Raw genomic sequence first — 24,612 nt, forward strand, 5'->3', positions numbered from 1 at the left:
TTCCTGCGGATATGATCCAGATTGATCGGAAAACGCTCTAGCCTGGCGACCGGATAGTGGGGGTCTGCGTAATGTCCGCGAGGCGTTCGGGAGTATCGGTGCTGGTGATGGCTGCGCTGCTGGCGGGATGCGGCGGCGGTGGCAGCGGCGGAGGCACCGGAACGGTGGTGCAGCCCGCCAGCCCGACGCCGACGCCTACGCCCACGGCAACCCCCACCCCCACCAGCAGCTGTTCGCTGCGCAGCCGCCAGGATTGGGTGCTGGCGACGATGCGGGAGTGGTATCTGTTCCCCGAAACGCTACCGGCGACGCTCGATCCATCGGGCTACAGTTCGCCCGATGCCTATCTCGATGCGCTCACCGCCACTGCGCGCGCTCAGGGGCGTGACCGCTATTTCAGCTATCTCACCTCGATCGCCGAGGAGAACGCCTATTACAATTCGGGATCGAGCGCGGGCTTCGGCTTCCGCCTCGCCACCGACGGCACCTCGACAATCACCGTGGCTGAGAGCTTTGAAGGCGCCAACGCACTCCAGGCGGGCGTCGATCGCGGCACTCGGATTCTCGCGATCGGGACCAGCGCCGGCAATCTGCGCGACGTAAGCAGCATCATTGCGAGCCAAGGGCTGAACGGCATCACCGATGCGCTCGGCCCCGACACCAGCGGCACCAGCCGCGTGCTACGCGTTCAGGCTGTGGATGGCAGCGAACGGATCGTAACGCTTACCAAGAGCGAATACAGCCTGCCCCCGGTTTCCAGCCGCTACGGGGCCCAGATCCTGACAGATCCGAACGGCGGCGGGCGTGTCGGCTACATCAACCTGCGCACCTTCATCAGCACCGCGGATCCGGCGCTGCGCAACGCATTTGCCAGCTTCAAGGCACAGGGCATCACCAATCTGATCGTCGATCTGCGCTACAATGGCGGCGGTCTCGTCTCGATCGCGGAACTGTTCGGCGATCTGCTGGGCGGCGCGCGCAGCCGCACCGATGTGTTCAGCTACACCAGCTTCCGCCCCGAAAAGTCTGCCTATGACGAGACCGACTATTTCGGCCCCCAGCCGGAAGCCATCACCCCGGCGCGGATCGCCTTTATCGGCACGAGCGGCACCGCCTCGGCGAGCGAGTTGGTGATCAACGCCATGCTCCCCTATTTCCGCGCTAATATCGCGCTGATCGGCACCAACACCTATGGCAAGCCGGTGGGCCAGGTGGCGATCGACCGCGCGGCCTGCGACGATCGGTTGCGGGTGGTCGCCTTCGCCACCCAGAACGCCAACCGCCAGGGTGCCTATTTCACCGGGCTGGCCAACACGCTGGAGGCGAGCTGCAGCGCCACCGACGATCTGTCGCGCCCGCTGGGCGATGTCGGCGAGGCGTCGGTAAAAGCAGGCTTGGACTTCGTTGCCGGGCGCAGTTGCAGCCGAATCGGCGGCATCGGCGTGGCAAGCATCGCGCGCCCGTCCCGCACGCTGCTCGCCCCCGATCGGCCGACGACGATCCAGCGCGAAGTGCCTGGCATCTTCTGAGTCGCGCAGGTCCGGTCGATAGAATCGGCACCGATAAGGGCATGAACAACACGCGGAACACGCCTTCACAGCTTCGAATTAATCCGGATCAACTTCTAGTAATACCAAGACAACCTGCAACCATTGCCAAGTCCGTCTGTTCTGCACACCATCACGAGGAGGACGGCATGAAGGCGATCATCTTTGGCGGCGCGTTCGCGTCGCTTGCATTTACGGCTGCCACCGGCGCAGGCGCACCTATCCAAATGGCGGCGACTGGCCAGGATATGGCACAGGCAGGGCCGCAGACCGGCGCTGCGCCCAAGGAAGCAATTCCCTATGCCAAGATGGCAGGCGCAAGCGACTTGTACGAAATCCAGTCGTCACGGCTCGCGCAGCAGCGAGGTTCTAACGCTGCGGTACGTCAGTTCGGTCAGATGATGATCGAGCACCATACGATGACCACGCAGCAGCTTACCAGCGCCGCGCGTGCCGCGGGTGTTACCCCGCCCCCGCCCGCGCTCCAGCCGCGCCAGCAGAAGATGATCGACGAGCTGCGGGGCTTGAACGGCGCCCAATTCGACGCCGCCTATCTGCGCCAGCAGCGCATGGCACATCAGGAAGCCTTGGCGCTGCATTCGGGCTATGCCGAAAATGGCGACACGCCAGCGCTGCGCAAGGTAGCCTCCGCCGCGGTGCCGATCGTCCAACGTCATATCGACCAGCTGGCAAATCTGCCGCGCAACTGATTGGTGCTCGGGCCAGGGCGGTTCGTCCTGGCCCAGCGTTTCTCAAGCCCCTGCGCCTGCAACGTGCAATTACCGCTGCGGCGGATCGAGCACGGCGGCCAGAGCGTAGGCGGCCTGCGCGCGGCGTTCGACGACGCCCGCCGTCATCCGCATCACAAACTCGCGCGCGCCCTGCCAGCGCGACGGCGCCTCGCCGCGCGACGCGGCGTCGACCATCCCACCCCATTCCAGCGCAAGATCCTGCGCGCGGCGGACCGCCTCGCCATCGGCACGCTCGCCGCTCAACAGCAGCGACGGAAACGGCAATCGGGTGCGGGGCGATGCGAACAGCGCAGCACTTGCCCCATCGGCCTCAAGCGGATCGACGAACAGCGCACCTGCGACGCGATCGATATAGTCGCGTGGCGAAAGCCGTGCCCACCAGGTCGCCGCGAAACAGCTTCGCCCGCTCGCCACCAAAAGCACGGGTCGCTGGGCGCCCATCACGGCATGGTCCAGCTTGGCGGCCCACAGGCTGCGCTGCCGCCCGGCATCGGCCGGATCATCGAGATGCGCGCCCAACTCCCCCATGCCCAGCAGGGACTGGAGGATGCCGCTCGTGCGGCTGCCGGTCGTGACGATCGAGAAGAAATCGTTGGGGGTCGTTGCCAGTGCCACGGCGTTGCTCCCGAGTCGATGTTGGTCGATGCTATATCCTATCTGAATCGTCGACAATCGACTTCGATCCTGTTCCATGTGCTCGTCGCAGCCACGCCTCTGCAGGCCGCCGCTCGACCGCACGGCTGCGCTCTGCAAAGAGCATCGGGTGATGACGATGCGCAAATCCAGCTTCCCGCCGGTGGTCGATCGCGACGTTCGGCTGCTCGTGCTCGGGTCGTTACCCGGCGAGCGCTCGCTAGCCGCGCGGCACTATTATGCCCATCCGCAGAACCAGTTCTGGCAGCTGATTTCGCCCGCGGCCGGGCGCGACTTGGTGCCCCTACCCTACGCCGATCGACTACAGGCGCTGCTCGCCGCCCATATCGGCCTGTGGGATGTCGTGGCGAGCGCCGAGCGTCCCGGAAGCACCGATGCCGCGCTTCGCAATGTCGAGCCGCACGATATCGCTGCGCTTGCCGCCAGCCTTCCGGATCTCCGCGCCATCGCGTTCAATGGTGCCACCGCCTATCGGCACGGCATCCGACAGCTCGTTGCGACATCACAAAGCTGGACAGTGATTGCGCTGCCTTCCTCCAGCCCGCTCCACACCATCGGCGTCGCGCGAAAGCTGCCCGAATGGCAGCGCTTGGCCTGCCTCTTAGAGGGTGCGCGGTAGGACCAATATGAAACTCAGTAGCAATACCTAATAGGGCATGGTTTCTGCACACCATAGCATGTGCGAAAGGGCGCATCAGCACCATGTCGAGCGAGGAAGGGACCGTTCCAGAACGGAAACATGGGTCCGGCGCCAGTGCGCCGGCAGACCCGAGCCAGCGCGCGCTCTCCGATCTCCTCGTCACCACCACCGATCTGCTGCTGCAGGCGCCGGCGCTCGCGCCCGCCCTGGCGCAGGTGTTTCAGGGCATTCGCGCGCCGCTCGGCATCGATCTGTTCATCCATCACGAATTCAACGAAGAGACCCGCGATCTCGGGCTGGTAACCCATGGCGGCCTGAACCATGAGGAAGCGGTGGTCGGCGCGTCGGTGCGGCTGCGTCCCGGTCAGTCGACCTCAGGCACGGCGGCGCAGCGCGGCGAGATGGTGGTGGTCAGCGATGTCCCGCATTCGCAGGATCCGGGCCATTACTTCCTGCGTCTGCTGCGACTGAACAGCTTCGTCGCGGTGCCGCTCTCGCATGCCGGGAAGCTGCTCGGCACGCTAGGCTTCGGCCGGCGTGACACGGCGCCGTTCAGCGAGGCGGAAACGGGCTTTCTCCAGGCAGTGTCGCGCTATGTCGCGCTCGCCGATTACCGCATCCGGATGGATCAGGAACTGCACAGCCGGATGCAGGAACGCGACCGCGTCGTCGCCGAACGGCTGGAAATCGAGCGGCAGATGGCCGCGCGAGCCCGGGCGGGGGCGCTGGGATCGATCGCCGCCGCGATCGCGCATGAACTGAACCAGCCGCTGTCGGCCGCGGCCAATTTCATGGCGGCGCTGCGCCTGTCCCCGAATAGTGACGAACGCACGCTGGCGATCACCCGCTCCGCCGAGGAACAGCTGCACCGAGCCGGCAACATCATTCGCCGCATCCGGCACATGGCCCGGCAGACGGATTTCGTGTTCCAGATGCACGACCTTAGCGGCGTCATCGATGAAGCGCTTGATGCCGCGCGCTCGGCTGCCTCGCAGCGCCTGCCGCCGATCGCCATTCAGATCGCACCTGACGCAACCCGAGCCTGTTTCGATGCGGAGCAGATCGTTCAGGCGCTCGCCAACGTCGTCGGCGCTGCCGCCGATGCCTGCATTCATTGCCAGGGTGGGCGGATCCGAGTCTCCACGGCAGCGCTGCCCGGCGGCGAAGTCGATGTGGGCGTAACGGTTACCGGTGTTGCCGCCGATCCCGAAGGTGAAGCGACGCGCTTCAACCTGAAGAACGATGCCGGCTCCACCGTCGGGCCCAGCATCGGCCTGCCGATTGCCATGCACCTGGTGGAGGAACATGGCGGCCGCCTCTGGCTTTCGCGCTCCGAGGACGGCGGCACCACCATCCACGTCACGCTGCCGCCCAATCACCCGCCGCCCGACATCGCCTCATTGTACAAGTCGTAGCGGATCTGCTCGATCGGCAGCGGCGACGCACAGCCAGCATAGCTGCGCGCCCCGATCGTGAGCGTCGCGGACAAAGGCGAGGCCCTGTCTCCCTCGTCGCAGCGTTCTGGGCGAAGGGTGATGACCACCTTTTCGCCATCCGGCGTCTGCGTCGGATAGGATGCCTGGCCGTCCGCCATGCGGGGCGATACCGGGTAGAAGGGAATCGGCGTCGCGTCCTTGGGGCGATAGAGGATGCGGCCGGGGGCCAGATCCATCGACCAGCCGCTGCCCTCGCGATCCTCGAGCCGCAGCGGCTTGGACAGGTCGATCGTCCCCAGCATCGGCCCTGTCCGTATCGCCGGTTCCTGTGCGTTGCCGTCCTCTTTCGGCGGCTCGCCGCCACAGCCTGCAAGCAGCGCCAGGGGGAGCAGGGCCAGCACTGATCCGCGAACCGACATGCAATCTCTCCTCGCGCCCCTCCTGCGCGGGCCGCTCGCACGGGTCAAGCACAGGCGCGCCCGAACGGCACCGCTTGCGGCGGTTCCGGACTTGCGAATCCGGTCCGGATTCCGTTCATTGCGCTGCATCGCACAAGTACGTGCCGGTCCGTGCCGGATTTCCGCTTGACGATTCTTCCCCGCCCAAGGAAAAGCCCGAACGCTATGAAAAAACCCTCCCCGTTAGTCCTCTCCGTCGTCGCGACGCTTGCGCTCGCAGCATGTAACAACAAGCCGGAAGTGGTCGACGCTCGCTCGCCCGATCCGATGGCTTCGCAACTTGCGAACGCAGCCCCGGTGGAACCGCCGCCCTCGATCGAGAGCACGGTCTCGTTCCGCTGCCAGCCGGGCAACACGCTGCTGTTCGTCGATTTCTTCAAGGGCGGCAAAATGGCCGCGCTGCGCGAGGAAAAGGGCTCGATGAAGTCCGTCCTGCTCAAAGCGCCCGAAGCCGGCCAGGCCTATGTCGCCGAAGGTGGCTACAAGCTCGAAGGCACCGCCAAGGCCGCCAAGATCACGCTGGCCAACGGCACGGTCCACACCTGCAAGGCCTGAGGCCCAAGCAAATTCACAAGAACCGGCCCGGTGGGAATTCTCACCGGGCCTTTTTAATGCCAGCTTGGGGTGACAGGAGAAGCGGCATGGCGACCATCGCGATCTACAGCCTCAAAGGGGGCGTGGGGAAGACCACGCTGGCCGTGAATCTCGCCTGGTGTGCGGCCGCCCGTTCTGCGCGACGAACCTTGCTGTGGGATCTGGACCCGCAGGCGGCGTCCACCTTCCTGCTGGGCGGAGACTCGGCGGGGCGGCACCCGGCGCAGTCGATCTTCTCCAAGGACGTCGCCGCTGCGCGTCTGATCCGGCGCACGGCGTTCGAGCGTCTGGAGTTGCTGCCCGCCGACACGTCGCTGCGCGGCCTCGACCATCTGTTCCATGCGCTCGACAAGAAGAAGCGGCTGAGCAAGCTGCTCGACGATCTTTCCGAGGACTATGATAGAATCCTGCTCGATTGCCCCCCAGGGCTGACCGACACGAGCGAGCAGGTGATCCGCGCCGCCGATCTGATCGTGGTGCCGGTCGTGCCGTCGCCCCTGTCGCGCCGGGCCTTTGACGAGGTCGCCACCCATCTGGTGCAACGCGGCGCCAAGGTGCCGTTGATGCCGGTGCACGCAATGGTCGACCGCCGCCGCAAGCTCCACCTGGAAGCGTTGGCGCAGGATGCCGACTGGCCGGTGATCCCCATGGCCAGCCAGATCGAAGCGGTGGCGGTGCGGCGCTCGCCGATCGGCACCTTCGCGCCGCGGAGCGAGGGCGCGCGTGCCTTCGCCAATTTGTGGCAGACGATCGAACGCGCGATCGTGCCGGGCATTCAGGCGGCATGACCCATCGCCGGCGCCCCGAGCAGGAGATCGATCCTTCGCTCGTGCTGCGCGCCTATGCCATGGGCGTGTTCCCGATGGCCGATCATCGCACGGATCCGAGCGTCTATTGGGTCGAGCCGAAGATGCGCGGCATCCTGCCGCTGGACCGGTTCCACCTCGCCCGCTCGCTGCGCAAAACCATTGCTGCCGATCGATTTGAGGTAACCGTCGACCGCGACTTTGGCGGCGTCATCCGCCTGTGCGCGGAATCGGCGCCGGATCGTCCGGAAACCTGGATCAACGGCCCGATCGAGCGTGTGTTCGTAGCGCTGCACCGGCAGGGCCACGCCCACTCGATCGAATGCTGGCAGCACGGCGAGTTGGTGGGTGGGCTGTACGGCCTCGCCCTCGGCCGCGCATTTTTCGGGGAATCGATGGTCACACGGGTGCGCGATGCCTCGAAAGTCGCCTTCGCCCATCTGGTGGCCCGCCTGCAAGCGGGCGGCTTCCAGTTGCTCGATTGCCAGTTCATCACCGATCACCTGGCATCGCTGGGCGCGATCGAGGTGCCGCGCGACGCCTATATCGCGTTGCTGGGCGAGGCGCTGGGGGATTCGTCCGGCGTCGGCGGCGCTGCCTCCGGCGATTTCTTCGCGCTCGACGGGGCGGCGGACGATGCGGGTACGGTATCGGGCCCGCTCTCGCGGAAGGTCATCGCACAGCTTTTAGGCCAGATGTCGTAAACCGGGTGCTGGACGGCGTTGAGCGCCGGCTGTTCCTTGTACAGCCATCCGGAAAAGACGCGGTGCCACGCCTTGTCCTCGCGCAGCACGTCCATCTGCACGAACGCGCCAGTCAGCCGATCCGCTTCCCACGGCGCCGTCCGCTCGCAGGCGCGCAGCCGCAGCGTGATCTTGCCATCGATGCGAACCGCTTGGCCCGGCTTCAGCGTCACGTCGCGGGCTACGCCGTTGCGCTTGTTGAGCACGCCGATCACGGCAACGCGTTCGCGCATCGGCGTCGCCGCGGCATCGGCGGTCGCCGCATCAGGGCCGATCGACACCACTTCGGCGCCTTGGGCATCGTTTCCTGCGGCGCCGGTAATCACCAGCGCGTCACCAGCATTGTCCCCGCCAGTGGCGCCGTTGCCGCTACCGCCTTGCGAGCAGCCAGCCATAAGGGCGAGCGCGATCAGCGCCGCCGCGGCCTTCATGCGTCGGGCGTCCACGCCTCGTAGTCGCCGGTTGCGCGCACGCGCTGGCCACCCTTTTCGAGCGCGCCGGGCGGACGATAGGCAAGCTCGGTGCCCGTCTGATTCGGCACCCAGGGCTTTTCCCACTCACGCACCGGCGGCAACGCCTCATCGGGCGCGCCGTCGATCTGGTGGTGCAGCCAGCTGAACCATTCCGGCGGAATGCGGCTGGCGTCGTTGGACCCCTTGTAGATCACCCAGCGGCGCGGAATGCCGTTGGGATCACGTCCGCCCTCGAAATAGAGGTTGCCGAGCGAATCCTCGCCGATGCGCTTCTTACCGCGCAATCCCATGCGAGTGCCGAACGTGGCGCCGTTCCACCAGGTGAAGATCGGAAAAGGAAGTCCCATGGGCCGGTTCGATACCGCCAAGCGCGCGCTTCGGCAAGGTTCCGATGCGATCATTCGAGAATGCGGGGCTGCTCCACGGCGACTGCCAGCGGGCCCTTTTCACCGGCCACGATTCGCGCGCGCAGCGGCTGTCCAGGCTCGACTTCCTCAATGCCCGCGCGGCGCAGCGTTTCCATATGCACGAAGATGTCCGTGCTCTCGCCCGATCGGACCAGGAAGCCATAGCCCTTCAGGCGATTGAACCACTTGACCGCCACAGGTTCGAACGGCCCGGCATCGTCGATCAGCTTCAATCGCTCGATCCGGTCTCCGCCGCGCTTCACCGGCTCTACGGCCTCGCTGAGATCGATCGAAACAACGCTACGCGCCTGAAGTCCTCGTTGGCGCTGCACGGCAACGCATTCCAGCCGCGCGCCTTCGGGCAAGCTGCGGCGGCCATGTTCCTGCAATACCGAAAAATGAATTAGAATGTCCCCAACCGAGGGGTCATCAGCGACCATGAAGCCGAAGCCCCGCGTTACGTCGAACCATTTGACAACGCCGCAATACAGACTCCCGTCGCTCTGGGAGTCTTCATGGAACCGGACTTCCCCGCTCGCGTCGCCCGGATAGTGATCAGAATCCAGCTGTTGCTCAGCACGCATTATCGTTATCCCCCAAGCCAGCAACATTAACACAGAGTTACCAAAAAGGGGAATGGCTTTGTGTGATTAGGCCTGTCCCGCTTCGAGCAACCTTGCCGGATCCTCCCCCGGCAGCATGTTCAATATTCTAAGCGCAATCTGCGGCGAATGACCCGCCCGTAAAAATGCGGAAAGCTGCTTGTGTTTCAGCTCTCGATCGGCGGGCTCGGCGGCATAAGGCCCCAGTCGGCGCCTGCGGGCGAAGGTGATCGCGCTGGCCACTGCATCCGCCTCGATCGCTTCGGCCAGGTCTTCGGCGTCGTCACTGGCGATCCCATCCTGGCGTAGCGCCATGCTGACGCGCCGCGCACCCAAGCCACGCCGGGCCATGCTGCGCACCCGCGCTTCGGCGAACAGCCGATCGTCGACATAGCCCCGCGCTGCCATGCGTTCCGCGATATCGGCGGGGGCCGGACCGGCATCGCCGCTCCAGCCGCGCTCGCGGATCTTGCGGTCCAGATAGGCCGCGAGCTTGCCGCGGCTGGTGGCGAAACGCTCGACATAGCGCAGGGCAAGCCGCTCGAGGCTGCCGGCATCCAGCGGCGGTTTGGCACGGGGGGTGTGGGGCATACGCCTTGATTGTGCCACACTGCCAACCGATTTTGAACGATAGCGTGTAGCAGAGCCCGTGCGGAAAACTGCGTTGTGGGGGCACAACGAACTGCTACCTCACAGGGGCACGAGACAAAGAATGACATTGGACGAAACGGGATCGCTCGAAACAGTGGACATGGCAACGCTTACGCCTACACCCACGGAAGACCGTCTCCCGCGCCGTTTCGCTGACTTCGAAACGCTGGGTGACGCGCTTGATTATGCCGCGCAGGGTGTTCGTGGACTCAATTTCCACGATGCGCGCGGCAAGCTGGTACAGGCTTATGGCTTTGTTGAGCTGCGTCGCGACGCGCTCGAACAAGCGCGGCGCCTGATCGCGGCCGGCATCCGGCCGCAGGATCGCATTGCGTTGATCGCGGAGACTGGCCCCGAATTCGCAGCCCTGTTCTTCGGGGTGATCTATGCTGGTGCCTGGCCGGTGCCACTGCCGCTGCCGACCAGCTTTGGCGGCGCGCAATCCTATATCGATCAGTTGCGCGTACAGCTGGAAAGCTGCGATCCGGCACTGCTGATCTACCCGCCGGAAATCGGCGCGATGTGCGCCGAATCCGCGCGCCTGACCGGTGTCGACGCAACGGACTGGTCGACGTTTTCGCAGCGCGCCGCGCCGGAGGCCGAACTGCCCCGCGCGAACACGGACGATATCGCCTATCTGCAATATTCGAGCGGCTCCACGCGCTTTCCGCACGGCGTGGCGATCACGCACCACGCGCTGCTCAACAACCTGGCAGCGCACAGCCATGGCATGAAGCTGATCGCAACCGATCGCTGCGTTTCCTGGCTGCCCTGGTATCACGACATGGGCCTGGTCGGCTGCTTCCTGTCGCCCGTCGCGAACCAGGTATCGACCGATTATCTGAAGACCGAGGATTTCGCGCGGCGCCCGCTCGCCTGGCTGGACATGATCAGCCGCAATGCGGGTACCACCCTCTCCTATTCGCCCACCTTCGGCTACGATATCTGCGCCCGTCGCATGTCCAGCCAGACCAAGGCGAGCGAGCGGTTCGATCTCAGCCGCTGGCGTGTCGCCGGCAATGGCGCGGACATGATCCGTCCGGACGTGATGCAGCGCTTCGTCGACGCGTTCGCGGATGCCGGCTTTAACGCCACGGCGTTCCTGCCGAGCTATGGCCTCGCGGAAGCGACGCTGGCGGTATCGATCATGCCGCCGGGCGAAGGCATCGTCGTCGAATTGGTCGAAGAGACGCAGCTTTCCGGCGGCACTGCCCGTGCCGATCGCCCGCAGCGCTACCGCGCCGTCGTCAATTGCGGCAAGCCGGTGCGCGACATGGCTGTCGAGATTCGCGAAGAAGACGGCACGCCCCTGCCCGAAAAGGCGATCGGCAAGGTGTGGTGCAAGGGTCCGTCCGTCATGGTCGGCTATTTCCGGGACGAAGCGGCGACGGACGCCTGCATGGCGGATGGCTGGCTGGATACCGGCGACATGGGCTATATGTCCGATGGCTATATCTACATCGTCGGCCGCGCCAAGGACATGATCATCGTCAACGGCAAGAACCACTGGCCGCAGGACATCGAATGGGCGGTGGAACAGTTGCCCGGCTTCAAGCAGGGTGACATCGCCGCCTTCTCGATCACCACGCCGGGCGGTGAGGAAACGCCGGCCGTGCTCGTGCAATGCCGCACGTCCGACGAGCAGGAGCGACTGCGCCTGCGCGACGAGATCCGCGAGCGAGTGCGCTCGGTCACCGGCATGAACTGCGTGGTCGAACTGGTACCGCCGCGCACCCTGCCGCGGACCAGCTCGGGCAAGCTCAGCCGAGCCAAGGCCCGCAACCTTTATCTGAACGGCGAAATCAAGCCCTACGCGGTAGCGGCCTGAACTCCTGTCCCCCGGGCGCACCGGGGGACCTTCGCTCTCGTGCGGCCGAGGTTGCTGCAAGAACGTTCGGGCAGGCGTCCCTGCCTAACCTATCGCTAACCCCCCGCCGTTATGCTGCCACGGGTGAGCAGCAAGAGTACCTCATCCCTTCCCCTGCCAACGGTGGATACGCGCGCGCTGCTGGGCCTGCGAGACGCGGCGGATGCGATTGATTGGCAGCGCATGCGTGCTGCGCAACTGCATGCGGGGCGGCGCTTTGCGCCGTTGCTCCTGGCGACACAGATAACCGGCACGGCAATGGTGCTCGTCACGCTCTGGCCCCGCATTTCGCCATGGCCGCTCGCCGCCTGGGCGATGTTGGTGATATGTGCCGCCGGCTGGGTCGCTCGTCGTCGGCTTGCGTTCAACGACTGCGACGCCATTGCGGCAACTCTGGCGGACGTGCGCAAAACGCTTCCGGAAGCGATCCTGCTAGGCCTGTTATGGTCGGTCCCCGCGCTGGCCTTCGGCACCGCCCCCTCCGAGGGCATCGGCGTAAACCTTTGGGCCGCGCTGATGCTGGTCATCACCGCGATGGCGATCGCGATGGGCGCAATCCCGATGGCGAGCCTGTTGTTCGTCGGGATCATGGGGATTTCGAGCGGCGCGGCTCTGCTCGCCGTCGGCGCCCCGCTGGTCGCGCTGGCGGCCGTCTTGCTGAGTGGCATTCTGGCGATCGGCAGCTTCAGCCGGGGACGCACCCTGGTGTTGCTGCGCGCCAACCAGATCGCACTGGCGGATCGCGACGAAACCGTCAGCCTGCTGCTTCGCGAGTTCGAGGAGACCGGAAGCGATTGGCTGTGGGAGATCGACGCCCAGCGCCGCGTGGCGCGCGCCAGCCCGCGCTTCGCGCTTTCGCTGGGCCTGGATCCCAAGACCATCAACGGCATCCCCTTTCTGCAGGCCTTGACGGGCGCGCAGTGGGAAAGCGGGCGCTTTGCATCCGAACTTCACGCGCTTTCGGATAAGCTGCGCGCTCGCGAGCCGTTTCGCGACTTTCCCGTGCCGGTGCAGGTGAGCGAAGAGCAGCGCTGGTGGGAAATCTCGGCCAGCCCGAAATTTGACGAGCGGGGCGTGTTCCTTGGCTTCAGGGGCGTCGCCTCTGATGTCACCGAACAGCGACGCGCGAACGAGAAGATTCACCGCATGGCTCGCTTCGATGCGTTGACCGGTCTGCCCAACCGCCTGCACATTAACGAAACGCTGGCTCAGGCAATGGCGGAAGCGGACAAATGGGGCGCCCTCTGTGCCTTCATGATGATCGACCTGGATCGCTTCAAGGCGGTGAACGACACGCTGGGCCACCCGGTCGGCGATCGGCTCCTGCAGCGCGTGGCGGAACGGCTGAAGCGATTGACGGGCACCAACGAGATGATCGGGCGGCTCGGCGGCGACGAGTTCGCCGTTGTCGTCCGCCACGTATCAGATCCGGAGGGTGTCGAGCGGCTCGCCCAAGCCATCATCGACACCGTCTCGCGTCCTTATGAGGTGGATCAGCACACCTTGTACATCGGTGCGTCGGTCGGTGTGGCGATCGGCCCGCGCGACGGGCGGACGGCCGAGATGCTCGTGCGCTCGGCAGACTTGGCTCTGTATCGCTCAAAAGACGCCGGCGGTGGAGTGTTCCATGCCTATGAACCGCAACTGCATGTGGCGGCGGAGGAGCGCCGCGTGCTTGAAATCGCACTGCGCGGCGCGGTCGAGCAGGGCCAGACGCACCTCACCTACCAGCCCGTCGTGAACGCCTCCACCGGCGGACTGATCGGGTTCGAGGCGCTGCTGCGCTGGACGCACCCGGAATTCGGCGTTGTCCCTCCCGCGAAGTTCGTGCCTCTCGCCGAGGAAACCCGGCTGATATCCGCCATCGGCGAATGGGTGCTGCGAACCGCCTGCATGGAAGCTGCCCGCTGGGATCTTCCGGCGCGGATCGCGGTCAACGTCAGCTCCGAACAGCTGCACAGCCCCGCCTTTGCCGCGATCGTCGCCGATGCGCTCGCCAGTTCCGGCCTCGAACCCGGCCGGCTCGAGCTCGAAGTCACCGAAAGCGTGTTCCTGCGCGAAGGCACGTCCGCCGTCGCGACGCTCGAGCGGATCCTCGCCCTGGGTGTTCAACTCAGCCTGGACGATTTCGGCACGGGCTATTCCTCGCTTGGCTATCTTGCCCATACCCGGTTCAGTTCGATCAAGATCGATCGCGGCTTCGTGCAGAGCGCCTCGCGCGGCACCAAGGAGGCGATCGCGATCATCCGCGCCGTGGTTGCGCTGGCGGAGAGTCTCGGCATGGCCACCACGGCGGAGGGCGTGGAAACCGAGGACGAGCACCGCATGGTCCGGGCGCTCGGCTGCAGCCGGGCGCAGGGCTATCATTTCGGCCGGCCGCTGCCGGTGCAAGAAGCGCGCATGCTCGTGTCGAATTCCGGCAGCGCAACGATCGCGGCGTAGCCGTCATTTTCGGTCTGCCGTTCCCAGAGCGGGACGGAACCCTCTTTTTTTATTGGAACTTTCGGAACTTTCAGGGGTCTCGCCACCACGCAATGGTTGATCATTCGTTAACAGGGAGAGACCCCGCATGTTTCGTACACTTATGGCAGCGGCGCTTGGTTCCGCAGCACTTGTTTCTGTAGCACCTGCCCAGGCCGCAACCGTATTCTACGGTCCTGCCGACATGAACACCGCAGTCTCTGCGGATGGGTCGGTCTCAGTGAACTTCGGCCAGTCGGGCATCGTGGCCGGCTCGTTCACGCACATTTACGAATTCACCCTGCCGCAGAATGGTCTCGCCAGCGGCACGGTCAGCACCAGCGCCGTCAAGCTGTCGGACGTGGGCGACCTCGACCTGACGTCGGTGTTCTTCAACGGCACGCAGCTGACCGGCTTCTTCGGTGGCGGTCTCAACGAAGTCGTCTTCGCCAATGCGGTGCCGATCATGGCGGGCATGACCAACCAGATCACGATCAACGGCGTCTCGCGCGGCAACGGTTCCTATGCGGCGCAGGGTGTGTTCATTCCGACCGGCGTTCCGGAGCCGGCTGCCTGGGGCATGATGATCGGCGGTTTCGGCCTCGCCGGCATGGCGATGCGTCGCGCGCGTCGCACTTCGGTCACCTACGCGACCGCCTGACCTTCACGTCAGACAAACTTCCATTGCATATGAGGGGGGCGCTATCGTCATACGATGGCGCCCTTCGCGTTTCGAAGCGCGGCGTAAAAATGCGTCCTGCCGCCAACCGCCGCATCTTCCGCTTGCACATGCCCAAATCGCCGGATATTGGGGCGGGCCGTACAGGGGTGTAGCTCAGCTGGTTAGAGCGTCGGTCTCCAAAACCGAAGGCCCTCGGTTCGAATCCGAGCTCCCCTGCCATTTTTTCCGCCCGGGCAGACTGCGCACCCCCGCTGCGCCTCTTATGTCCGCAGCGTCGACCCAAACAGCCTAACGACGACGAGCGGCTCCGCGGATGAGCCTATATGCGCGAGCGCGTTCCCACATCGCAGTCGCCTCCAGCACAATGCTGTTGCACATATCCATATTTCCACTATATAAGAAATATGGATATGAAGCACGCCGTCGCTGGGCTTTCTGCTCTTGCCCATGAGGGGCGGCTCACGGTCTTTCGCATGCTCGTGCAGGCCGGGCCGGCCGGCATCGCTGCTGGCGAGATCGCCCGCCGGCTGGACGTCCCGCCCAACACCCTTTCGGCAAACCTAAACATCCTGTCGAACGCCGGCCTGATCAACAGCCATCGCCAAGGACGCTCCATCATTTACAGCGCTACCTTTGCGACGATGACCGATCTGCTCGCCTTCCTGATGCAGGATTGCTGCGGCGGATCCCCGGAAATCTGCGCCTCGCTCGAGGACGTCGTCCTGCGCAGCCGCTGCAACGCCGATGTCTCGGCATGATCGCGAGCGCTTGCCCCCCATTTTGTCTGGCGAACATCGCCAAGCACCCCCTGAGGAGCCCCGCATGATCGACATCATCCTCTATCACAACCCGGATTGCGGCACCTCGCGCAACGTACTCGCGATGATCCGCAACGCCGGCATAGAGCCACACATTGTCGAATATCTGAAGACCCCGCCCGCACGTGCGCTGCTGGAGCAGCTGATCGAACGCGCCGGAATGCGCCCGCGCGAGTTGCTGCGCGAAAAGGGCACGCCCTACGCCGAACTTGGTCTTGGCAATCCCGACCTACCGGATTCGGCGCTGATCGACGCGATGATGGCGCATCCAATTCTTATCAATCGGCCGATAGTGGTGTCGCCGCTGGGCGTGAAGCTTTGCCGCCCGTCCGAAGCCGTGCTCGATCTGCTGCCGGCGCCCCAGCTCGGCGCCTTCGCCAAGGAAGACGGTGAAGCGGTGATCGACGCCACCGGCCAGCGTCTCGTCTGATGCTCCTGCTGGCGGCCGCGATTTTCGTCGCCACGATCACGCTGGTGATCTGGCAACCCCGTGGCTTGGGAATCGGCTGGAGCGCGATGGGCGGCGCCGTGGTGGCGCTGCTGCTCGGCGTGGTCACCTGGTCGGATGTTCCGGTCGTGTGGAGCATCGTCTGGAACGCCACGGCGGCCTTTGTGGCGATCATCGTCATCAGCCTGCTGCTCGATGCGGCCGGCTTCTTCGATTGGGCCGCGCTGCACGTCGCGCGCTGGGGATCGGGCGACGGCAGACGCCTGTTCGTCATGATCGTGTTGCTCGGGGCAGCGGTATCCGCCCTGTTCGCCAACGACGGGGCAGCATTGATCCTGACGCCGATCGTGATCGCAATGCTGCGCGCCTTGGGATACAAGGAACGGGCGACGTTGGCCTTTGTGATGGCGGCGGGGTTCATCGCCGATACGGCGAGCCTGCCGCTCGTCGTATCCAATCTCGTCAACATCGTATCTGCCGACTTCTTCCGGATCGGGTTCGGCAAATATGCGTCGGTGATGGCTCCGGTCAATCTGGCGTCGATCGCCGCGACGCTGGGCGTGCTGCTGCTGTTCTTTCGTCGCGATATTCCCGGCCGCTACGATGTCGGCCAGCTCCGCGTTCCCGCGGAGGCTATCCGCGATGCCGCCACGTTCCGGGCGGGCTGGGTCGTCCTCGCCATGCTGCTCGCGGGCTTCTTCCTGCTCGAGCCGCTTGGGGTGCCGGTCAGTGCGATCGCGGCGGCCGGGGCCGCGCTGCTGCTGTTCGTCGCAAGGCGCGGCACGGTCATCGATGCGCGCAGCGTGCTGCGCGGCGCGCCCTGGCAGGTCGTGATCTTCTCGCTCGGCATGTATCTGGTCGTCTATGGCCTTCGGAACGCCGGTCTGACGGACCATCTGGCCAGCCTGTTCGATCGCACCGCCCGTGGTGGCGTGTGGGGCGCGGCGATGGGAACCGGCCTGATTGCCGCGCTGCTGTCTTCGATCATGAACAATATGCCGACGGTGCTGGTCGGCGCACTCGCGATCGATGCCACGCATGCAAGCGGCGCGGCGCGCGAGGCGATGGTCTATGCCAATGTCATCGGATGCGATCTTGGGCCGAAGCTGACGCCGATCGGCTCGCTCGCGACGCTGCTCTGGCTCCACGTTCTCGGCCAAAAGGGTATCCGCATTGGCTGGGGCTATTACTTCCGCGTGGGCGTCACGCTGACGGTCCCCGTTCTGGTCGTCACCTTGGCGGCCCTGGCGCTCCGGCTCGGCATCGGATGAGCAAATTCCCGGCCCGTCGACCGCCGCTTTCATGGAGGAACCCTGATGCCGCTGCGAACCCTTGCCGATCCCGATCATCTGCCGGCGCTCGATCCCGCCTATATTCGCCAACGGCCTGCGCTGGGGCTGGGCGCGCTCGATCCGGCGCCGCGGATTCTGCTGCTGTACGGCTCGCTGCGGGCGCGCTCCTTTTCGCGCCTGGCGGTCGAGGAAGCAGCCCGGCTGCTTCGTCTGTTCGGGGCAGAGACGCGCATTTTTGATCCCTCCAGCCTGCCCCTGCCCGATCAGGTGGCGGGCGACGATCACCCCGCCGTGCACGAACTGCGCGAGCTGGCCCTCTGGTCGGAAGGCCAGGTGTGGTGCAGCCCGGAACGGCACGGCCAGATCACCAGCATCATGAAGGCGCAGATCGATCATCTGCCGCTGGAAATGAAGGGGATGCGGCCCACCCAGGGGCGAACGCTGGCAGTGATGCAAGTCTCGGGCGGGTCGCAATCGTTCAACGCCGTGAACACGCTGCGCCTGCTCGGACGGTGGATGCGGATGTTCACCATCCCCAACCAGTCGTCGGTCGCGATGGCGTACAAGGAATTTGACGAGGTGGGCCGCATGCGGGCTTCGAGCTATTATGATCGCATTGTCGACGTGATGGAGGAACTGGTGCGTTTCACCGTTCTGCTCCGGCCTCACACCGCCCGGTTGGTCGACCGCTATTCGGAGCGGAAGCAGGCAGGCGTGCCCGTCGATCCGGCCTCCGACCTGTCGAGCATCGCCGTCGCCGGCATCCCGTCCGTACGGCCGCGATGCTGATCTGCCGTTGACGCGGCTCCGCTGCGAACGGTTCCGGTCCATCCGCGCGCTTGGTCTTCAGGCGATAATGCCCGACAGGTGCAGCGCCACACCCGCCCCGGCGGCGCCAGCCAGCGTCAGCAGTACGCTGGCGCGCAGGAAGAAAATGGCGGCGATGGCAGTGCCGGCGAGCAGCATCGCCCAGGGGTCCATGCTGTCGAGCACCGGCGCATCGAACCGGATCGGCCCAAGGCGGACCGGCTCCGTCTGGCGGAACAGCGTGTGCAGCGCGAACCACACCGCCAGATTGAGCACCACCCCCACCACGCCGGCGGTGATCGCGGAAAGGGCCCCGGCAACCGCCGCATTGCCCCGCAGGCGTTCGATGAATGGCGCGCCGAGGAAGATCCACAGGAAGCAGGGCACGAACGTGACCCAGGTCGCCAGCAATCCGCCAAGCGTTCCCGCCAGCAGCGGCGATAGCCCGGCCGGATCGCGATAGGCACCCAAGAAGCCGACGAACTGCAGCACCATGATCAGCGGGCCCGGCGTCGTCTCGGCCATACCCAGCCCGTCAAGCATCTCGGCCGGGCGCAGCCAGCCATATTGCCCTACCGCCTGCTGCGCGACATGGGCGAGCACGGCATACGCGCCCCCGAACGTCACCATCGCCAGGGTTGAGAAAAAAGTGGCGATGCGGCTGAACACATTGTCGGGGCCGAGCGCGATCAGCAGCCCGGCGACGGGGGTGAGCCACAGGACCAGCCATATCGCCGCCGTCAACAGTGTCTGCCGCCGGGTGGGCCGCGCATGCGCGGGCAATTCCTCACCCAGCAGCGTGTCGGCATCGGCTAGGGTGCCGCCGCGCGAGGCGCCGTGACCACCGCCGCGGAACGCCGCCTGTCCCCGCCTGCCGGACCACCAGCCGACCAGGCCGGCGCCGAACACGATCAGCGGGAACGGCGCGCCGAGGAAGAAGATCAACACGAACGCGGCGACGGCCAGTACGCGCGCCGGCACCGTCGTCAGCGCCCGCCGGCCGATGCGAACCACGGCTTCCACCACCACCGCCAACACTGCGGCCTTGAGGCCGAATAGCAGGCCCGAGACGATCCCGACCCGCCCGTAGAGCACATAGATCCAGCTGAGCATCAGGATCGCTGCCGCGCCTGGCAGGATGAACAGCACGCCCGCAACGATTCCGCCGATCGTTCGGTGCATCAGCCAGCCAATATAGGTTGCGAGCTGCTGCGCCTCGGGGCTGGGCAGCAGCATGCAATAGTTGAGCGCGTGCAAGAACCGCTGCTCCCCGATCCAACGCTTCTCGTTCACGAGGATGCGGTGCATTACGGCGATCTGCCCGGCCGGGCCGCCGAACGACAGCAGCGCGATCCGGAGCCAAACGCCGAATGCCTGGCCCAGCGAGACCGGCTGCGGCCGCGCCGGCACCGCAGGATCGATGGTCGCCTCGGTCATGGCAACACCTGCCGGCCCGCATGCTTTCGCCTTCGACGACTGCGACCGATGCATCGATTCACCTGACGTCTCCTGGCATAGTCGCGTGCCTGAAACAGCCATTGCGAATCCGCCCTGTCAATCGCCCCCCCCGGAACCGCGCAGCAAAGACCGGGTTGGTCCCTGCCGGGGCGCTGTGAGATAGTGCGCGGGAAAGGAAAGCGCCTTCGCTTGTTCATGCGCGAACCTGTGATAGGGCATCTGCAGACAAGGATTTTATGAGCGCTTCTACCGCGGCCCTTCACCTCCACTTTCTCGATGACGAAGGCGAGATCGCCGGGCTGATGCGCTCTCGCGACTGGTCGACATCCCCGTTAGGTCCGCCCGAGGCGTGGCCGAACGCGCTGCGCTTGGTCGTCGGCCTTATGCTGGCGTCGAAGTTTCCGATGTTCGTCGCCTGGGGTCCCGAACTCGGCTTCCTTTACAACGATGCCTATACCGGCATCCTGGCAGACAAGCACCCGAAGGCACTTGGCCAGCGCTTCGACGCGATCTGGCCCGAAATCTGGGCAGACATTTCGCCCCTGATCGACGCCGCGATGGCAGGTGAGGCAACCTATCGGCAGGATCTGCCGCTGCTGATGCGCCGCCACGGCTATGCCGAGCAGACCTGGTTCACCTTCTCCTACTCGCCGGTCCATGATGACAGCGGCGCGATTGCCGGCATGTTCTGCGCGTGTACGGAAACCACCCCCCGAATCCGCGCCGAACAGGCGGTGCGCGAAAGCGAGGCCCGCTTCCGCAACATGGCCGATCATGCACCGGTGATGATGTGGGTGACGGCCCCGAGCGGCTATTGCACCTATCTGAACCGCGCCTGGTATGATTTCACCGGCCAGGCGCCGCAGGAGGCGGAAGGCTATGGCTGGCTGGAGGCCACCCATCCCGACGACCGCGACGAAGCCGAGCGCGCGTTTCGTGAGGCCAACGCGGCACGGGCGTCGTTCCGCGTCGAATATCGGCTGCGGGGCGCCGACGGCAGGTATCGCTGGGCGCTCGATACCGCCGCACCGCGCTTCGGCGATGACGGCTCCTATCTCGGCTATGTCGGCTCCGTCATCGACATCGACGAGCGGCGGATGGCCGAGGAGCGGCAGCGCGACAGCGAGGCCAGGCTGCGGCGGCGTACCGACGCGCTGCCTACCTTTGTCTGGTTCGCCGAGCCGAACGGCGAGCTCAACTATTTCAACCAGCGTTGGTACGATTATACGGGCCAAACCGAGGCACAGGCGTTGCCCAATGGCTGGACGGACAGGCTGCACCCCGACGACGTGGCAGCCACGGCCGAGCATTGGGCTGAGGCCCGGGCGAACGGCACCACCTATGAGATGGAGGTCCGCTATCGGCGGCATGACGACGCCTATCGGTGGTTTGTCGCACGGGCGGAGCCGATTCGCGACGCAACGGGCGCGATCACGACCTGGGTCGGCAGCTCGATCGACATCCACGACCGCAAGGAGACGGAGACGGCTCTGCGCGCCAGCGAAGCCCAGTTCCGGCTGATGGCGGATGCGGTGCCGCAGATCATCTGGATCACCGATGCGGAAGGCCGGACGGAGTTCTTCAATAAGCACTGGTCCGACTATACCGGGTCCGAATATCATCACACGACGGCTGCCGCCGTCGCAGCCGAGCATATCCACCCCGAAGACGCCGCGGTGACGATGACGGCGTTCGATCAGGCACGCCAGACCGGCACGACCTTTCTCGTCGAACACCGGATCCGCTCGGCAGCGGGAGATTATCGCTGGTTCCTGGTCCGCGGGGAGCCGTATCGCGATCCGTTGACGAAGGAGATCGTGCGGTGGTTCGGCGCATCGGTCGACATCCATGACCGCAAGCTTGCCGAAGCAGCGGTCCGCAAGCTGAACGAAACGCTGGAGGCGCAGGTCGCGGCGCGTTCGGCGGAGCGCGACCGGCTGTGGAACCTGTCGCAGGACATGCTCGCGCGGGCGGATTATAGCGGCATGATGTCGGCGGTCAGCCCGGCGTGGGGGCAGGTGCTTGGCTGGGGCGAGCAGGAACTGCTCACCCGGGGCTACGCCACCTTCATGCACCCGGACGATGCGCCTCCAACCCTCGCCGCGATCCAGCGCATGCAGGAGACCCGCCTCCCGACACGTTTCGAAAATCGCATTGCTACCGCCGGAGGTACCTGGAAAGCCATCGAATGGACGGTGACGCCGGAGCCGGATGGCGTGAACTTCATCGCCGTCGGCCGCGACCTCAGCCACGCCAAGGCTCGCGAAGCCGAGTTGCAGGCCGCGCAGGAAGCGCTGCGCCAAAGCCAAAAGATGGAAGCAATGGGCAGCCTCACTGGCGGGGTGGCGCATGACTTCAACAATCTTCTCACGCCCATCATCGGCTCGCTGGACATGCTGGTGCGCAAGGGCGTCGGCAGCGAACGCGAGCGACGCCTGATCGACGGGGCGCTGCAATCGGCCGAGCGGGCAAAAACGCTGGTCCAGCGCCTGCTTGCATTCGCACGACGCCAGCCGCTGCAACCTGCCGCGGTCGATCTGGTCACGCTGGTCGGCGAAATGGCAGGGCTGGTCGAGTCCACGGTGGGACCGAACATCGATGTGCGCGTCGAGTTGGCCCCTGATCTGCCGCCGGCGGTGGCGGACGCCAATCAGCTGGAAATGGCGTTGCTGAACCTGGCGGTGAACGCCCGCGACGCGATGCCGCGGGGTGGACAGCTCACCATCGCTGCCGACAGGAAAAGCGTGCGCGTCGCCCATGCTGCCGGGTTGAAACCCGGCCATTACGTACGGCTGAGCGTTCGCGATACCGGCGCGGGAATGGACGCAGCGACACTGACGCGCGCGGTGGAGCCGTTCTTCTCGACCAAGGGGATCGGCAAGGGAACGGGGCTCGGCCTGTCGATGGTGCACGGCCTGACTGCGCAGCTTGGCGGCGGGCTGACGATCGACAGCGAACCGGGCGCGGGTACGGACGTGACGCTCTGGCTGCCGATCAGCGCGCTCCCGGTGCAGGAGCAGGAGCAATCTTCCGAGCGCGCCGAACGTCCGGTCGGACGGGGCCTTGCGCTGCTGGTCGACGATGAGGCTCTGGTGCGGATGAGCACGGCAGACATGCTCAACGATCTGGGATTCGAAGTCGTCGAAGTCGGATCGGCGGAGGAAGCATTGGCCCTGCTCCGGTCCGGTACGGTGCCCGAACTGCTCATTACCGATCATCTGATGCCGGGCATGAGCGGCGCGGACCTGGCGCGCGAGGCGCGGTTGATGCACCCAAGCCTGCCGGTTCTGATCGTTTCAGGCTATGCCGATGCGGAGGGCATTGCGTCGGATCTTCCTCGGCTGACCAAGCCTTTCCGCAGTGCGGACCTTGCAGCGAGCCTTTCGGCACTGTTCCCCGCTGGCTGAGGGCAGGCCGAGAGAGAGTCGGTGCCGGTTAGCCTCAGCGTCTGAACGGATTTGCGGCAGGATGATGAAGGAAACGCGATCCTGGGGACTCGAACGCGCAGGAGAGGAGAGCGGCCACGGAACGGACGGCGCTGGCGGAATGGGTGGGACGCGAGATCCTGCCGCACGAACGTGACCTGCGCAGCTGGTTGCGGTCGCGTGTGATGGCGGCCGACGACGTGGAGGATATCGTGCAGGAATGCTATTGCCGGCTATCTCAGCTCTCGGACGTTACGCACATCGCCGAACCGCGCGCCTATCTATTCACCATGGCGCGCAACCTCGCCCATCGCCAGCGGCGACGTGCGCGCGTCGTGCGGATCGAGCCGATCGCGGAAGGTGAAGGCAGCGAATTGGCGAGCGACCTGCCCCTACCCGATCGGATCGCTGCGGGGCGGCAGGAACTCGATCGGGTCCGCAGCGCGCTGGGCACACTTTCCGAGCGGGCGCGTCGGATCTTCCTGCTGCGCCGAGTAGAAGGCCTCAGCCAGAAAGAAATAGCCGCGCGGCTGGGAGTGAGCGAAGCGGTGGTCGAAAATGACGCCAGTCGCAGCCTGCGCGCCATCCTGCGGATGGTTACCGAGCCGACGGACGTCACGCCCTCGATGCAGGATGGCAAAGCCCATGTCCGATCGCGTTGAGCAACAGGCTGCCGAATGGGCGCTGCGTCATCCGCTCGATGCGGCGGACGAGGCCGCGCTGCAGGCGTGGCTGGCGGAAGATCCCGCCCATGCCGGGGCGTTGCTGCGCGCCATGGCCGGATTGAGCCTTGTTGACCAAGCCCTCGCTCCGCAAGGAGTCCACACGAGGTCGGTGCCCGGGTTCAGCAACCGGCGCAAGCTGCTTGCCGCGGGGGCCGGAGCCCTGGCAGCGAGCATTGCCGGCCTGTTTAGCTGGCAGGTTTGGCGCGGCGATCGGGTCGAGACGGCGCGTGGCGAGATACGGCGCCTGCCGCTTGCCGACGGGTCGGTCGCGATGATCAACACCGACAGCGCGCTGCATGTGACGCTGGAGCGCGACATCAGACGCGTATCGATCGATCATGGCCAGGCCTGGTTCCAGGTCGCGAAGGACCGCGCTCGCCCCTTTGTCGTCGATGCCGGTATCGCGATGGTGCGGGCCGTGGGCACGGCTTTTTCGGTGGAGCGGCGCGATCAGGGAGTGGAGGTCGCCGTCACCGAGGGCACCGTCGCGGTGTGGCCGGCCGGTGCCAGCGGCGCGATGACGATTATCGAGGCCGGTCAGTTCGCGCGCTTTCACGCCGGCGTGGCAGCCCCGGTGGTCGGCACCGCCCCCACCGCGATCGCACGCGCACTGGCCTGGCGCAGCGGCGAAATCTCACTTGAGAACGAAACCGTCGCCTACGCGGTGGCGCAGTTCAATCGATACAACCGCCAGCAGCTGGTGGTGGAAGATCAGGATCTTGCGCAGGAGCGGCTGGTCGGCCTGTTTCAGATCGACAAGCCCGAAGATTTCGCGGCGACGCTGGCCACGTCGTTCGATGCGCACGTGACCACGACGCCGCAAGAAATCCGCCTAGCGCGGAAAAAAGTCGAGCAGCACTGACGGAA

Annotated in this window: 23 protein-coding genes, 1 tRNA gene and 1 pseudogene; 18 read left to right on the forward strand and 7 right to left on the reverse strand. The window is 65.6% G+C overall.

Annotated elements, in window-relative coordinates:
* Window positions 1-71: 71 nt before the first annotated feature.
* Both B215_RS0115150 and B215_RS20240 read left to right on the forward strand, forming a co-directional pair.
* Window positions 72-1,529 carry a S41 family peptidase gene (locus B215_RS0115150; protein WP_173644869.1) on the forward strand — a complete coding sequence of 486 codons (1,458 nt, stop codon included), beginning with the start codon at window positions 72-74 and terminating at the stop codon, window positions 1,527-1,529.
* A 167-nt stretch (window positions 1,530-1,696) separates the two neighbouring features.
* A complete protein-coding gene (locus B215_RS20240) occupies window positions 1,697-2,257 on the forward strand; it encodes a DUF4142 domain-containing protein (RefSeq protein ID WP_019370496.1) in 561 nt (186 codons plus the stop codon).
* A 69-nt stretch (window positions 2,258-2,326) separates the two neighbouring features.
* Here B215_RS20240 and B215_RS0115160 read toward each other — a convergent pair whose 3' ends face one another.
* Window positions 2,327-2,914: an alpha/beta hydrolase gene (locus B215_RS0115160; RefSeq protein WP_152997761.1), complete on the reverse strand. Its 588-nt coding sequence runs from the start codon at window positions 2,912-2,914 to the stop codon at window positions 2,327-2,329.
* A 151-nt stretch (window positions 2,915-3,065) separates the two neighbouring features.
* Between B215_RS0115160 and B215_RS0115165 the strand changes: the two genes are divergently transcribed.
* Window positions 3,066-3,572, forward strand: coding sequence for a DNA-deoxyinosine glycosylase (locus B215_RS0115165; protein ID WP_019370498.1), 507 nt, complete (start codon window positions 3,066-3,068; stop codon window positions 3,570-3,572).
* An 83-nt stretch (window positions 3,573-3,655) separates the two neighbouring features.
* Entirely contained in the window at window positions 3,656-5,008 is a 1,353-nt protein-coding gene (locus B215_RS0115170; protein ID WP_019370499.1) for a GAF domain-containing sensor histidine kinase, read from the forward strand.
* Here B215_RS0115170 and B215_RS0115175 read toward each other — a convergent pair.
* The gene (locus B215_RS0115175) at window positions 4,969-5,448 is read right to left on the reverse strand and encodes a hypothetical protein (RefSeq protein ID WP_019370500.1); all 480 of its coding nucleotides are present in this window, start codon (window positions 5,446-5,448) and stop codon (window positions 4,969-4,971) included. The two genes, B215_RS0115170 and B215_RS0115175, sit on opposite strands and share 40 nt — an antisense overlap.
* 204 nt (window positions 5,449-5,652) lie before the next feature.
* Between B215_RS0115175 and B215_RS0115180 the strand changes: the two genes are divergently transcribed.
* The 3 genes from B215_RS0115180 to aat all read left to right on the forward strand — a co-directional run bounded on the left by B215_RS0115180 (window position 5,653) and on the right by aat (window position 7,591).
* A complete protein-coding gene (locus B215_RS0115180) occupies window positions 5,653-6,042 on the forward strand; it encodes a hypothetical protein (RefSeq protein ID WP_019370501.1) in 390 nt (129 codons plus the stop codon).
* An 86-nt stretch (window positions 6,043-6,128) separates the two neighbouring features.
* Window positions 6,129-6,869, forward strand: coding sequence for a ParA family protein (locus B215_RS0115185; protein WP_019370502.1), 741 nt, complete (start codon window positions 6,129-6,131; stop codon window positions 6,867-6,869).
* Window positions 6,866-7,591: a leucyl/phenylalanyl-tRNA--protein transferase gene (gene aat, locus B215_RS0115190; protein ID WP_019370503.1), complete on the forward strand. Its 726-nt coding sequence runs from the start codon at window positions 6,866-6,868 to the stop codon at window positions 7,589-7,591. The genes B215_RS0115185 and aat overlap by 4 nt, the downstream gene beginning before the upstream one ends.
* A gap of 35 nt (window positions 7,592-7,626) precedes the next feature.
* Here the strand turns inward: aat and B215_RS22085 are convergent.
* From B215_RS22085 to B215_RS0115210, 4 genes and pseudogenes are all read right to left on the reverse strand, one after another.
* Window positions 7,627-8,061: pseudogene (locus B215_RS22085) on the reverse strand (DUF2155 domain-containing protein); the annotation flags it as partial.
* Window positions 8,058-8,450 (reverse strand): NADH:ubiquinone oxidoreductase subunit NDUFA12, encoded by a 393-nt coding sequence (locus tag B215_RS0115200; RefSeq protein ID WP_026009300.1) that lies wholly within the window; start codon window positions 8,448-8,450, stop codon window positions 8,058-8,060. The gene B215_RS0115200 and the pseudogene B215_RS22085, both read right to left, overlap by 4 nt.
* 50 nt (window positions 8,451-8,500) lie before the next feature.
* Window positions 8,501-9,094 carry a cold-shock protein gene (locus B215_RS0115205; RefSeq protein ID WP_019370506.1) on the reverse strand — a complete coding sequence of 198 codons (594 nt, stop codon included), beginning with the start codon at window positions 9,092-9,094 and terminating at the stop codon, window positions 8,501-8,503.
* A gap of 66 nt (window positions 9,095-9,160) precedes the next feature.
* Window positions 9,161-9,703: a regulatory protein RecX gene (locus B215_RS0115210; protein ID WP_019370507.1), complete on the reverse strand. Its 543-nt coding sequence runs from the start codon at window positions 9,701-9,703 to the stop codon at window positions 9,161-9,163.
* A gap of 121 nt (window positions 9,704-9,824) precedes the next feature.
* On the opposite strand from B215_RS0115210, the gene B215_RS0115215 reads away from it, so the two are divergent.
* From B215_RS0115215 to arsH, 8 genes are all read left to right on the forward strand, one after another.
* The gene (locus tag B215_RS0115215) at window positions 9,825-11,591 is read left to right on the forward strand and encodes a fatty acyl-AMP ligase (protein WP_026009301.1); all 1,767 of its coding nucleotides are present in this window, start codon (window positions 9,825-9,827) and stop codon (window positions 11,589-11,591) included.
* A gap of 111 nt (window positions 11,592-11,702) precedes the next feature.
* Window positions 11,703-14,072 carry a putative bifunctional diguanylate cyclase/phosphodiesterase gene (locus B215_RS0115220; RefSeq protein ID WP_026009302.1) on the forward strand — a complete coding sequence of 790 codons (2,370 nt, stop codon included), beginning with the start codon at window positions 11,703-11,705 and terminating at the stop codon, window positions 14,070-14,072.
* A gap of 127 nt (window positions 14,073-14,199) precedes the next feature.
* Window positions 14,200-14,751 (forward strand): FxDxF family PEP-CTERM protein, encoded by a 552-nt coding sequence (locus B215_RS0115225; protein ID WP_026009303.1) that lies wholly within the window; start codon window positions 14,200-14,202, stop codon window positions 14,749-14,751.
* A gap of 163 nt (window positions 14,752-14,914) precedes the next feature.
* A tRNA-Trp gene (locus B215_RS0115230) sits at window positions 14,915-14,991 on the forward strand.
* A gap of 185 nt (window positions 14,992-15,176) precedes the next feature.
* Entirely contained in the window at window positions 15,177-15,530 is a 354-nt protein-coding gene (locus tag B215_RS0115235) for an ArsR/SmtB family transcription factor (RefSeq protein ID WP_026009304.1), read from the forward strand.
* A 64-nt stretch (window positions 15,531-15,594) separates the two neighbouring features.
* Window positions 15,595-16,020 carry an arsenate reductase (glutaredoxin) gene (arsC, locus tag B215_RS0115240; RefSeq protein ID WP_019370512.1) on the forward strand — a complete coding sequence of 142 codons (426 nt, stop codon included), beginning with the start codon at window positions 15,595-15,597 and terminating at the stop codon, window positions 16,018-16,020.
* Window positions 16,020-17,309 (forward strand): arsenic transporter, encoded by a 1,290-nt coding sequence (locus B215_RS0115245; protein WP_019370513.1) that lies wholly within the window; start codon window positions 16,020-16,022, stop codon window positions 17,307-17,309. The genes arsC and B215_RS0115245 overlap by 1 nt, the downstream gene beginning before the upstream one ends.
* Before the next feature lie 45 nt (window positions 17,310-17,354).
* Window positions 17,355-18,119: an arsenical resistance protein ArsH gene (gene arsH / locus B215_RS0115250; protein ID WP_019370514.1), complete on the forward strand. Its 765-nt coding sequence runs from the start codon at window positions 17,355-17,357 to the stop codon at window positions 18,117-18,119.
* A 57-nt stretch (window positions 18,120-18,176) separates the two neighbouring features.
* Here arsH and chrA read toward each other — a convergent pair whose 3' ends face one another.
* Complete coding sequence (gene chrA, locus B215_RS0115255) at window positions 18,177-19,574, reverse strand: chromate efflux transporter (RefSeq protein ID WP_019370515.1); 1,398 nt, start codon at window positions 19,572-19,574, stop codon at window positions 18,177-18,179.
* Window positions 19,575-19,831: 257 nt separating this feature from the next.
* Here chrA and B215_RS20965 point away from each other — a divergent pair, with 257 nt between their 5' ends.
* The 3 genes from B215_RS20965 to B215_RS0115270 all read left to right on the forward strand — a co-directional run bounded on the left by B215_RS20965 (window position 19,832) and on the right by B215_RS0115270 (window position 24,607).
* Window positions 19,832-23,002, forward strand: a complete 3,171-nt coding sequence (locus B215_RS20965) for a PAS domain S-box protein (RefSeq protein WP_019370516.1) — start codon at window positions 19,832-19,834, stop codon at window positions 23,000-23,002.
* Between the two features lie 143 nt (window positions 23,003-23,145).
* Window positions 23,146-23,682 (forward strand): RNA polymerase sigma factor, encoded by a 537-nt coding sequence (locus B215_RS0115265; protein WP_019370517.1) that lies wholly within the window; start codon window positions 23,146-23,148, stop codon window positions 23,680-23,682.
* Entirely contained in the window at window positions 23,666-24,607 is a 942-nt protein-coding gene (locus B215_RS0115270; RefSeq protein WP_019370518.1) for a FecR family protein, read from the forward strand. The genes B215_RS0115265 and B215_RS0115270 overlap by 17 nt, the downstream gene beginning before the upstream one ends.
* The last annotated feature ends 5 nt before the right edge of the window (window positions 24,608-24,612 follow it).

Origin of the sequence: Sphingomonas sp. ATCC 31555 (genome assembly GCF_000282895.1) — a bacterium.
Taxonomy (GTDB): Bacteria; Pseudomonadota; Alphaproteobacteria; order Sphingomonadales; family Sphingomonadaceae; genus Sphingomonas.